The organism is Bifidobacterium sp. POST2/T3 (B1), from assembly GCF_058197115.1.
In genome coordinates this window covers 1-12,221 of the sequence record NZ_JBVPQK010000063.1, presented here as the reverse complement: position 1 = coordinate 12,221, position 12,221 = coordinate 1, and the positions used below count along the sequence as shown (strand labels likewise).

At 66.0% G+C, this 12,221-nt stretch carries 6 protein-coding genes; 4 read left to right on the top strand and 2 right to left on the bottom strand.

Features of this window, described 5'->3' with window-relative positions; translation table 11 throughout:
• Positions 1–1,181 (bottom strand): polyprenyl synthetase family protein (locus AC0AP0_RS04710; protein ID WP_490429529.1); only part of this gene is annotated, 1,181 nt, incomplete at its 3' end.
• Between the two features lie 200 nt (positions 1,182–1,381).
• Here AC0AP0_RS04710 and AC0AP0_RS04705 point away from each other — a divergent pair.
• From AC0AP0_RS04705 to AC0AP0_RS04690, 4 genes are all read left to right on the top strand, one after another.
• A complete protein-coding gene (locus tag AC0AP0_RS04705) occupies positions 1,382–1,990 on the top strand; it encodes a DUF4192 family protein (protein ID WP_181414887.1) in 609 nt (202 codons plus the stop codon).
• 113 nt (positions 1,991–2,103) lie between these two features.
• The gene (locus AC0AP0_RS04700; protein ID WP_375537543.1) at positions 2,104–3,528 is read left to right on the top strand and encodes an RNA polymerase sigma factor; all 1,425 of its coding nucleotides are present in this window, start codon (positions 2,104–2,106) and stop codon (positions 3,526–3,528) included.
• A gap of 129 nt (positions 3,529–3,657) precedes the next feature.
• Entirely contained in the window at positions 3,658–6,015 is a 2,358-nt protein-coding gene (locus AC0AP0_RS04695; protein ID WP_254477069.1) for a DNA gyrase/topoisomerase IV subunit B, read from the top strand.
• 48 nt (positions 6,016–6,063) lie between these two features.
• Positions 6,064–11,013: an ATP-dependent helicase gene (locus tag AC0AP0_RS04690; protein WP_490429528.1), complete on the top strand. Its 4,950-nt coding sequence runs from the start codon at positions 6,064–6,066 to the stop codon at positions 11,011–11,013.
• Positions 11,014–11,030: 17 nt separating this feature from the next.
• On the opposite strand, the gene AC0AP0_RS04685 is transcribed toward AC0AP0_RS04690, so the two are convergent.
• On the bottom strand, positions 11,031–12,221 hold a 1,191-nt coding region (locus tag AC0AP0_RS04685; protein ID WP_490429527.1), incomplete at its 5' end, for a DNA gyrase C-terminal beta-propeller domain-containing protein.

Below are 12,221 nucleotides of genomic sequence, written 5' to 3'. Positions count from 1 at the left end.
CCGGCCTCGGCATCAATGGAAGATACACGTTCATGATACCCGGCGGTGGTGGCAAGCGGCAGGAAGCGTCGGCAGGCATTCAGGAAGATGGTTTGGCCCCTGGCAGACAGGTGCAGATCATCGGCCAAGGCCTGGGCTCGGTCCTGGGCTCGGACGGACAGGTCGGCTATGCGTCGACGACTGGCGTCTACGGCACCGCAGGACTGCATCAGGTCACGAACCATATTCACCTGGGCGTCCTTGCGGCGTTCGGTCGGGGAACCGTAGAGTCGGCGAACCTCCTTGGCCTGGTCAGAATCGGCCATGGCCAGGGTGTCGGCCAGGAGGACGGTCCGCTTGCCCTCGCGGATATCACCGCCAACGGGTTTGCCGGTATGGCGGTCGTCGCCTGCCACATCCAGCAGATCGTCCTCCAGCTGGAAGGCCAGACCCAGATCCAGACCCAGGGCGCGTACCGAATCTTTGTGTCCCTCCAGGTCCGTTCCGGCAGCCAGCAGGCCCAGGGCCAGGGGGACCATGGTGGTGTAGGAGGCGGTCTTCCAGGCCATGGTGTGCAGGGCCTGACTGCCCAGGCGTTTCGGATCGTCCAGTGGAGCCTCTTCCATACCCATGTCCAGGATCTGGCCGGTGACCACGGCCGTCTGCATGGCTTGAAAGGCTCTGCCGATGGCCGATTCCTGAGGCAGGTCGGCAGCCGCCTGGAGGGCCATGGTTGTGCTCAGTGATGCCAGCAGGTCGCCAAGGAGGATGCCCAGGCCGGTGCCACGGGCATCGGGGCCTGCGGGGAGCCGGTCGCTTGGATCGTTTCCGGCGGCCGACCGGCTCAGGGCCAGATGGGCGGCAGGACGGCCCCGACGACGGGGGGAGCCGTCGATGATGTCGTCGTGGACCAGGGCGCTGGTCTGATAGACCTCCAAGGCGCAGGCAAGGTCTACTGCCGCCTGTTCACGGTCCGGATTCTGCTCGGATTCCAGAGCCCGCCAGACATCGCAGAGCAGGAGGGCGCGCAGTCGTTTGCCGCCACGGCCTGCCTCGATTGCCTGGTGGATGACCTCCTGCAAAGCCCCCTGTGAGGGGTTCTGATCCAGGGGATGGTCCGGTCCGGGCTCTGGAGCAGTCAGGTGGTCGCATTGGCTCCGGAGCAGTTCCTCCATGCGTTGTTCGACCCGTGCTGCAGTCACGCTCTTCATGCCTTAGAGCCTATCCGCATATCTGCCCAGCAGGCAGGCTGCAAGGCCCATGGCTGCAAGGACCATGGTGGATGGATGACCCCACTTGACCACATGATCGGCTGTGGTCTTCCTAACGGTTCCAACGGGTTCAGGATGGTGCCTAGGCTCCCCGGACCACAGACCGGGAGCGGATGGGAGGCGATGACGGCATGAACGATTCATATGAACACGGCATGACAAAACTGGTGGAGAACTATCGAGAGGGTCGACGACGATGGGGTGTGGAAAATGCTGACAGGCGATGGCTCCAGCAACCCTTGACAGACTGGACTGCCGGCTTGAGGGGGCGGCAGCAGGCGCACCCGCCTCTGGACTCCGACTCGGCGGACCGTCTGGCTGTGGCCGTCAAGGAAACCCTGGCCATACGCGACGGGCTGATTCTGTCAATCCTGGCGCCTGAGCCTGGTCTGCACGCTGACCGGCTGCTGGACCTGTGTGTGCGTCCCAACGATGCGTCCAATGTGACGGCGCTCTGCAACATTCTGGATGCGGTCTTCAAGGACCCTGCCACGCGGCCGGACCATCCGCGTTGCCGGGCCGGGCTGGCCATGCTTCAAGCCATAGCTGATCAGGTTCCGCCGGGGTTTCGGTCCCAGCCCCTGGCGGTCGCGGCCTACGTCGACTGGTGGAATGGGGGATCCCGGGCATGCGGGTTCGCCGAGGAAGCTCTTTCCGACGACCGCTCATGCAGTCTGGCCGCCATCGTCCTGGCTTTGATCGGTCGCGGCATCGACCCGGCCTGGAGGCAATCGGGCTGAATCGGGAATAATCGTCCCCCTGGGGTGGTTCACTTAGTGAGTCTAAGATTTGACCTTGCCATAGCTGTGCCTTGAAAGCAGTGTCGGCGGGTGGGATGATCCAGGAGGAGAATTTGGCCACGAAGGACACCAAGTCAGCCAAGACAGCCGCAGTGGATACCGGGAAGGGCCGGACCAGTTCAACCGCCGGCAAGACCAAGACCGCCACCAGGTCCAAGACCAGCAGCAGCAAGGCGTCCCGCAAGACCGCAGCCCGCAAGACCGCCACTGCTAGCACTTCGACGGCCAAGACCAACCGTCGCCCGGCCTCCAAGACCAAGAAGAAGGTCGAAGAGGAGCCCATCCTGCAGCCGGAGGAGCAGGAGCCCGACGAGGACCTGCTCGAGGACCAGGAGGACGACGACCAGCTGGACAAGAGCGAGGATCAGCTGGAGGACGAGCCCGACGAGGACGATCAGGAGGAGGACGAGGCCCACCAGGTCGAGGATGAGGCCGAGGAGGACCGCAAGGCCGCCCATGCCCTCGCCGCCAAGGTCAAGGGCGCCTTCGTCGTCGACGATTCCGATGACGATGAGAATGTCACTCCCTCAGGCAACCCCAAGCGTCGTGTGGTCACCGCCGGCGCCACTGCCGATCCCGTCAAGGACTACCTCAAGCAGATCGGCCGCGTCAGCCTGCTGAACGCCGAACAGGAGGTGGATCTCTCAGAGCGTATCGAGGCCGGCCTCTATGCCCAGCATCTGCTGGACACCGAAGGCGAGGGCATGGACTTCAAGCGCCGCCGCGAGCTCAAGTGGGCCGCCAACGACGGGAAGAAGGCCAAGGACCATCTGCTGGAGGCCAACCTGCGACTGGTGGTCTCCCTGGCCAAGCGATACACCGGCAGAGGCATGCTCTTCCTGGACCTGATCCAGGAAGGTAACCTGGGTCTGATCCGTGCGGTGGAGAAGTTCGACTACACCAAGGGCTACAAGTTCTCCACCTACGCCACCTGGTGGATTCGTCAGGCCATCACCCGTGCCATGGCCGACCAGGCCCGCACCATCCGTGTGCCCGTTCACATGGTCGAGGTCATCAACAAGCTCTCCCGCGTCCAGCGTCAGATGCTGCAGGACCTGGGTCGCGAGCCCACCCCCGACGAGCTGGCCCGTGAGCTGGACATGCCCGTCGAGAAGGTCCAGGAGGTCCAGAAGTACGGGCGCGAGCCCATTTCCCTGCACACCCCTCTGGGCGAGGACGGTGACTCGGAGTTCGGCGATCTGATCGAGGACACCGACGCCATCGCCCCCTCGGATGCTGTGGCCTTCTCCCTGCTGCAGGAGCAGTTCCAGCAGGTGCTTGAGACCCTGAGCCCCCGCGAGGCCGGCGTCATCAAGATGCGTTACGGCCTGGAGGATGGGCAGCCCAAGACCCTGGACGACATCGGCCGCGTATACGGGGTCACCCGTGAGCGCATCCGCCAGATCGAGTCCAAGACCATGTCCAAGCTGCGGCATCCTTCGCGCTCGCAGACCCTGCGTGACTTCCTGGATCAGTGACCTCTGCGCCCGGCGGGGAGGTCCGGATGCTGTCGAGGCCTCCTTGCTAGAAATGGTCATCGGTGCGTAAGCGACCGCCCATGCGAGGACCCGTGTCCCCTGGGCGCCAAGAGGTGAACGGCGAGGTAAATGGTGGCGAAAAAGCCTGAAAAGGGAAAGTCCTATGGTGCCGGCAGTCTGACGGTCCTGGATGGCCTGGACGCAGTGCGCAAACGTCCAGGCATGTACATCGGGACCACGGACAGCCAGGGGCTCATGCACTGCCTTTGGGAGATCATCGACAACGCCGTGGACGAGGCCCTAGCCGGCCAGTGCGACCATATCAAGGTCATTCTGCACAAGGACGGCTCCATCGAGGTGGACGACAACGGCCGGGGCATCCCCGTCGATATTGAGCCTCGAACCGGGCTGACCGGCGTGGAGGTGGTCCTGACCAAGCTTCACGCAGGTGCCAAGTTCGGCAACTCCTCCTACACGGCTGTGGGCGGCCTGCACGGCGTGGGCTCTTCGGTGGTCAACGCCCTGAGCTCCCGACTGGACGTGGAGGTGGACAGGGATGGCAAGACCCACCGGATGCGCTTCCACCAGGGTCATCCCGGCATCTACCAGGACCCTGATCCGGAGCGGCCCTCGCCTGACTCGCCCTTCAAGCGCACCAGGAAAAACCGGCCTACACCCCTGGAAGTAGTGGGCAGCGTGCCCAAGTCCCGGACCGGGACCAGGGTGCGCTACTGGGCCGACCCGGAAATCTTCAACCCCACGGCCCGGTTCAGCTACGCCCAGCTGATCGACCGGGTGCGCCAGACCAGTTTCCTGGTGCCCGGCCTCAAGATCACCGTGATCGACGACCGCATCCCCGCCACAGGAAGCGCCGAACAGGACCTGCGCCTGGAGGTTGACGGCGAATCCGCTGCGGAGCCGGACAATCAGAACGTTCAGGACGATCGGGAGAACCTTCATGGATCTTCCAACAGCGACGATCTCTCTGAAGAAGGCACCGAAGGCGAACGTGCCGAGGACGCGCAGCCGGATGATGCCGACCTTTCGGCCACCGAGCGGGCCGACCGGGCCATGCTGCAGCCGGAGGACGAGTCCGGCCATCAGCGCGTGGAGGAGTTCCTGCACACCGGCGGGGTGACGGACTTCGTGGACTTCCTGTCCAAGGGCGAGCCGGTCAGCGACATCTGGCGGATCAGCGGCCAGGACACCTACCAGGAGGAGACCCAGCGGGTGGGCTCGGACGGTGAGTTGCACGCCGAGCAGGTGGAACGTGTCTGCGGGGTGGATATCGCCCTGCGCTGGGTCAACGATTACGATTCAGTCGTTCGCAGCTTTGTCAATGTGGTGGAGACGCCCGGCGGAGGCATGCATGTGGACGGGTTCATGAACGCCATGACCCGCCAGGTGCGCAAGGCCGTGGAGGCCAACGCCCGCCGCCTCAAGGTCAACCTCAAGGATTCCCACACCAAGGTGGAGCGAGACGATGTCCTGGCCGGGCTGGTGGCCGTGGTCACCGTGCGTATCGCCGAGCCGCAGTTCCAGGGCCAGACCAAGGACGTGTTGGGTACGGCCCAGGTCAAGCCCATCGTCACCCGGATGACCGACGACCAGTTCGGCCAGATGATCAGCGGCTCCAAGCGCGGCTTCAAGGAGCAGTCCGGCCAGGTGCTGGAGAAGATCGTCGGCGAGATGCACGCCCGCGTCCAGGCACGCAAGACCAAGGAGGTCACCAGGCGCAAGAACGCCCTGGAGTCGGCCTCCATGCCCTCCAAGCTCTCGGATTCCATGCCTGGCAACGACGACATCGCCGAGCTGTTCATCGTCGAGGGCGACTCCGCCCTGGGTACGGCCAAGGCAGCCCGAAACTCCATGTTCCAGGCCCTGCTGCCCATCCGAGGCAAGATCCTCAACGTGCAGAAGGCTTCCCTGTCCCAGATGCTGACCAACAAGGAGTGCGCCTCCATCATCCAGGTGGTCGGCGCCGGCTCGGGGGCCAGCTTCGACATCGACCAGGCCCGCTACAACAAGGTCATCATGATGACCGATGCCGACGTGGACGGTGCCCACATCCGCATCCTGCTGCTGACCCTCTTCTACCGCTACATGCGGCCCTTGATCGAGAATGGGCGGGTCTACGCTGCCGTGCCGCCCCTGCATCGAATCGCGCTTGCAGGCAAGAACAAGGGGAAGTTCATCTACACCTATTCGGACGATGAGCTGGAGGGCAAGCTCGCCGACCTGCGGGCCAAGCACATCGACTACAATCCCGATGTGCAGCGCTACAAGGGGCTGGGCGAGATGGACGCCGACCAGCTGGCCGACACCACCATGGATCCCCGGACCCGCATGTTGCGCCGCATCCGCATGGAGGATGCCGCTCAGGCGGCCGGCATCTTCCCCCTGCTCATGGGCGACGACGTGCCGCCCCGCAAGCAGTTCATCGTGGACAATGCCGACGACTTCGACCGGAGCAAGATCGACACCTGATCGACCTTCAGCAAGGCCCAAAGGAACGGGGAGAGGAGTGTGACGCATATGGGCGATCCCTTGGATAATTTCTCCCCGCAGACGGCCGGCTGGTTCCGCCAGGCCTTTCCCGACGGGCCCACGCCGACCCAGATGCAGGCCTGGCCGGCCATCCGCTCAGGCGGTGATGCACTGATCATTTCGCCCACCGGGTCAGGCAAGACCCTGGCTGCCTTTCTTTGGGCCATCGACGAGCTCATGACCATGCCTCGGCGCTCCCGGAAGCCTGGGGTCGCCGTGCTTTACATTTCGCCCATGAAGGCCCTGGGGACGGATGTCGCCCGCAACCTGCAGGCTCCGCTGGACGGTATAGCCGAGCGATTCGGACAGCAGGGACGCAAAGCGCCCAAGGTCCGGACGGGTATCCGCACCGGGGACACCGACGCCCGCGGCCGCAGGGCCCTGGCCGCCCATCCCCCGGATATTCTGGTCACCACCCCTGAATCCCTCTATCTGATGCTGACCTCCAAGGCAGCCAGCACGTTGAAGAATGTGCAGACCGTTATTGTGGACGAAATCCACGTTCTGGCGGGCAACAAGCGCGGGGCTCATCTGGCCCTGAGCCTGGAGCGGCTGGACGATCTGGTTGGACAGCCCGTGCAGCGGATCGGCCTGTCGGCCACGGTACGGCCGCCCGAACAGGTGGCACGTTTTCTGGGCGGCAGCCGTCCGGTCAGCCTGATCCAGCCCAAGTCGTCCTCGGCCATGGACCTGCGGCTGATCGAGCCCTTGGAGGACATGGGCGACCTGGCTGCACCGCCCGGCGAATCCGGCCAGAAGGGTCAGGAGGGCGACCAAAGAAGCGGATCCATCTGGCCAGCCGTCGAACGGGCCATTCTGGACCAGGTCCTGTCCCACCACACCACCCTGGTCTTCGTCAACTCGAGAGGTCTTGCCGAGCGCCTGACCGCCCGGCTGAATGACCTGCACCAGTCCGATCTGCAAGCGCCCAACCACCGTAGGCGAGGCAGCAGTGGGCAGGACCAGCCAGGTCTGTGCCCTGAAACAGACCGGGCCACGGGCAGGGTTGTGCAGGCCAGGGAGCCCGCCCACTACGATTCGGCCACCGGGTCCACCTCCGAGAGAACATCCGGCCAGCCTGTCGACCAACCCATTGCCATGGCCCACCATGGTTCGGTGTCCAAGGAGCGCCGCCGCCAGGTGGAGGATGATCTCAAGGCCGGCAGGCTGCGGTGCGTGGTGGCCACCTCCAGCCTTGAGCTGGGCATCGATATGGGCTCGGTCGATCTGGTCATCCAGGTCAACGCCCCGCTGTCGACCGCCTCGGGGCTGCAGCGGGTGGGCAGGGCCGACCATCAAGTGGGACGGGTATCGCAGGCCAGACTTTTCCCCCTGACCCGAGGGCAGATCCTGGAGTGCACGGCCAGCATGGAAAGCATGGTCCAGGGCGACATCGAACCCACCGTCATGCCCGGTAGCCCCTTGGATGTTCTGGCCCAGCAGACGGTGGCAGCGGCCGCCATGGGGCCGCTCAAGGAGGGGGACTGGCTGGCCACGGTCAGACAGGCCGCGCCCTTCGCCCACCTGGACCAGCAGGTCTACCGGGCGGTGCTGGGCATGCTCAGCGGGGCCTACACCTCCCAGGACTTCACCGCCTTCCGCCCCATCCTGGTCTGGGACCACCAGACCGGTACCCTGACGGCCCGCCCCGGTGCACAACGACTGGCAGTGACCTCCGGAGGCACCATCCCCGACCGTGGCTCCTACAGTGTGGTCATGCCCTCCGAGGCCGCCGGCGGCAAGCCCCGCCGAGTGGGGGAGCTGGACGAGGAGATGGTCTACGAGTCCCGCAAGGGGGACGTGATCACCCTGGGCACCACCTCTTGGAGAATCCAGCAGATCACCCGCGACCGTGTGGTGGTGGTGCCCGCCCCGGGACGCTCAGCCAGGCTGCCCTTCTGGCACGGGGAGGGCACCGGCCGTGACCCCGCCTTCGGCCGTCGTCTGGGCAGGCTCGCCAGGGAACTGTCACAGGGCCTTATACCGGCGGTCCAGACCGCCTCCGGTCGACCGGGCTTCACTCGACCCGTCTGTTCTCGCCTGTTGGAGGACGGCCTGGACCGTCCTGCCATCAACAATCTGGCCACCTTTCTGGCCGAGCAGCAGGCCTCCACCGGCCGGGTGCCCGACGACCGGCATCTGGTGGTCGAGCGCTGCCCCAACGAGGAGGGCGACCTGAGGCTGATCCTCCATTCGCCATATGGTCGCAGGGTCAACGAGCCCTGGGCCCTGGCCATAGCCGCCCGGCTCTCCCGCGAGCGCGGCTACGACGGTTCCGTCTGGGCTGGGGAGGATGGCATCGTCGTGCAGATCCCGGGCACCGATGCCTTCCTGGAAGATCAGCGGATATTCGGATTCACCCCCGATCAGGTGGAGAGCGAGGTCCGACGGCATCTGGTTGGCTCTGCGCTCTTCCAGGCCCGTTTCCGCCAGTGCGCAGCCCGCTCGCTCTACATGCCCAGGATGGAGCCGGGCCGCAGGGTTCCGCTTTGGCAGCAGCGTCTGCGGGCCTCCCGTCTGCTGGACGCGGCCCTGAAGGAGGATGACTTCCCCCTGGTTCTGGAGACCATGCGCGAGTGCCTGCAGGATGTCTACGACATGCCTGCCCTGCGCGAGCTCATGGCCGACCTGGAGCAGGGGAGCGTCCGTCTGGTCCCGGCCTCCACCAAGACCCCCTCACCCATGGCCTCAGGACTGCTCTTCGGCTACCTGGGGACCTTCATGTACCAGTACGACATGCCCAAGGCCGAGCGCGACGCCGCCATGCTGGCCATCGACTCCGACCTGCTGGAGCAGATGGTTGGCCGGGTGGACATGGCTGACCTTCTGGACCAGGAGACCGTCGACCAGGTGACCGCGGATTTGCAGCGGCTTTCGCCCAGGACCCGGGCCAGGGGTGCCGAAGGACTGGCCGACCTTTTGCGCACCCTGGGCCCCATGGACCTGGCCGGGATTCGTCGGCGCATGCGCGGTCAGGAGGACGAATCGGTGACGGAGGCGCAGGTCCGGGCCATGCTGGATGAGCTGCAGGCCCAGTCCAGGGTGGTCCAGGTCAGACTGGGCGCTCGTGACTGCTGGGTATGGGCCGGTCAGGCGGGGCGGCTGACTGCGGTCCTGGGGCCCGGCATCATCCATCCATCCGCCCAGCCGACAAAGCAATCTGAATCGGACAGCGAGGCCTTCGACCAGCTGGTCAGGCAATATGCTGCAGTCCATGGGCCGTTCACCACCCAGGACCTCGCCGGCCGCCTGGGTCTGGGCAGTGCGCTCTTGGAGGACAGACTGCGTTCCCTGGTCGCCCGCGAGCTGCTCATGACCGGTGTCTTCCCCCGTCCTGACCTGAGTGCCTATGGCGAGCCCGGATGGGAGGGAGGCGAACCCTGCCGAGGATGGCTGGATCCAGGGGTCTTCCGTCGGCTGCGCTCGCGGTCCCTGGACAAGGCCAGCAAGGCCGCCAGCCCCGTTCCCGGCCATGTCTACAGCGACTTTCTCCTTCACCGGCAGGGTCTGGCACCCCTTGGCCAGGAGCCGTTGATGGGCACCGAGGGACTGCTGGAGGTGGTTGCGCAGCTGGAGGGACTGAATCTGCCGCCCACGCTCTGGGAGTCGGCCATCTTCCCGGCCAGGGTGCGTGATTACAGTCCCGCATTGATGGACGATCTGCTGGCCTCGGGCCAGGTGGTCTGGGTGGGGTCCGACCAGGGGGAGGGTCCGCTGGGCGCCGTGACCTTTTATCTGGCCGAGGACCTGGATGAGGAGCTTCCGGCACAATCCAGCGGTTCTCCGTCGGTCACGGATGAGGCCGGCAAATCGAGCAACCCGGGCAGCGGGGGCGATATGGAAGAGACCCTGCTGGATGTTCTGGCTGACGGGGGAGCCTACCGCTTCGATCGGCTTCTGCGCGCCTGTGCCGGCCGGGGCGGGGATGACATTGGGTCCCATGATTCCCAGGCCCCCGACCAGGAGGCCATGGCCCGGTCGCTCTGGGTGCTGGTCAGACGTGGACTGGTCACCAACTCCTCCCTGGCTCCGGTCCGGCGGCTGGTCCGAGGATCGGAACCGCAACGCCCGCGTAGGACCCGCCGTTTACCCCATGGACTGCGTGGACGCGGCAGACCCTTGGGTCGCGCAGCCTTGACGCGTGTGGCCGGCTCATCAACGCTGTCAGCGGCGATGGAGGGGTTCTGGACTCTGGTCGCGGATGAGCGCGGAGCGGCAGAAGTTGCAGCGGGAACTGGCATGACCGATTCGAGTGACAGATCCAGAGGTGGCCAGGACGATGACCGGCAGCGGACCGTCCGCCTGGTCCACGAGGAGCGAGCCGCCCTGGACCGCTATGGGCTCCTGGCCCCGGTCCTGCCCGAAGTGCGGTCCCTGCCCGGCGGATTCTCGGCCCTCTATCAGGTCTGCAGACGCATGGAGGAGGCAGGCCAGCTGACGCGTGGGGTCATCGTCGACGGTTTCGGCGGCGCCCAGTTCGCCCCGCGGGAGGTGATCGACCAGCTCAGGGGTTTCCAAGAGGATGATCGCAATGATGACGGTGAAGGCGGATCGGGGCAGCGAACTGCCGAACCCGTGGTCATGGACGTGACCGATCCAGCCAACCTCTATGGCACGGCCCTTGCCTGGCCGACCACATCAGGGGATGCCGGCGGCCGGCCCGTTCGGCGGATGGGGAACCTCCTGGTGCAGAATCGAGGCCGCGCCCTGGTCTATGCGGCACCCAAGGGTCATCATCTCCTGGTCTTCGGTCAGCCCGAGCGTGGATTGCTGGAGGCCGCCTTCGCCCAGCTGGCCTCATGGCTGAGGCGGGGCGGGCAGGGACGCATCCTCTTCAGTGATGCCAATGGCCGGCCCCTGACCATGCGCGAACCGGTGGGCATGGCCCTGGCCGCCGCCGGATTCACGGCCGGGCCGGGCGGCATGGCCCTCTACTGAGTCTGTGCCGAGCGCCCTCAGGCCACGAAGGCGATGGGCGCTGCCAGCTCCTGGCCGGAGGCATCCCGGCGCATGTCCACGTCGGGCAGTTCGACCGGAGAACCGGCTGCGGTGCTGGCGTGCAGGGGCCAAGCACCTACCCGTGCCAGCAGGAGGGTGTCCTGACCCTTGAGGAAGCGTTGGGAGCGCACGCCACCCGTGCCGCGGCCCTTGACCGGATACATCTCCAACGGGGTCAGCTTGCCCGACCCGTTCTCGGTGCCTGGAAGGGCCTCGGAGTCGCCGGCCACGGTCAGAACCACGGCCCCGGCCTGGGTGCTCATGCCATCCTCGCCGGTCTCCTGGTAGGTCCAGCCGATCTCCCCGGCCGGCACGACCGCGAAGGTGGCGACCTGGCAGCCCTGGGCCAGACGGATGCCAGCCATGCCTGCCGCATTGCGGCCCTGGGGTCGGACCTTGTCCCCGGTGAAGGTCAACAGGCTGGCATCCGAGGAGATGAATACCATGCGGTCCCCGTCCTGGCAGGGGGCTGCGAAGACCACTTGGTCGCCATCCTTCAGATCGATGACCGACCAGGAGTCCATGGTGGTAGGGGATTCGCGGTTCCAGCGCTTGACCGTGCCCAGCCGGGTGCCCAGGGCCAGGGGCCGGGAGTCGGCCATGTCGATGACGGTGACGGCGTGCTCGTCGGACTGTGGCTCGGTGCTGGTGGTCCCACCCAGGAGTTCGTCGGCCACGACGCCGCCGCTCAGGTTGGGGTTGGCGGTGGCCGGGATCAGCGGCAGGTCGGCCACAGGAGCCGTGATCAGCCGTCCAGCCGTGGTCACCAGGCCATAGGTGGCCAGGGTGGTGGTGGCGAATATGGCGATGATCTGGTCGTCGTGCCCCCTATCCTGGTTGCGTGGCCGGGTCCGCCAGGCATCCAGGGCGCCCGGAGTGCTGCGTGCCAGCAGGCCGGTGGCGCTCATCATGACCGTACAGGGCTTGTCCTCCATGTGCAGATCGCCGCCGTCTCCGCTGCGGCTGGTTCCTCCGCTTACCACCAGTGCAGCCTGTGGGCCAGCACTCACCTTGCCAGAGGTCTGCTGATCGCCGGCTGCTGCTGACTGCACGGGGGCAAGGTCGCCGGAGGGCTCCTGGTCCAGGATGACCGTGCGCCTGGGTGTGCCCCACTGGGCCACCGCCTGATCCATCTCCTGGATGACCAC

Coding starts and splice junctions, on each gene's coding strand:
- AC0AP0_RS04695 (WP_254477069.1), top strand. CDS start 3,658: ATGGTGGCGAAAAAGCCTGAAAAGGGAAAGTCCTATGGTGCCGGCAGT.
- AC0AP0_RS04705 (WP_181414887.1), top strand. CDS start 1,382: ATGAACGATTCATATGAACACGGCATGACAAAACTGGTGGAGAACTAT.
- AC0AP0_RS04690 (WP_490429528.1), top strand. CDS start 6,064: ATGGGCGATCCCTTGGATAATTTCTCCCCGCAGACGGCCGGCTGGTTC.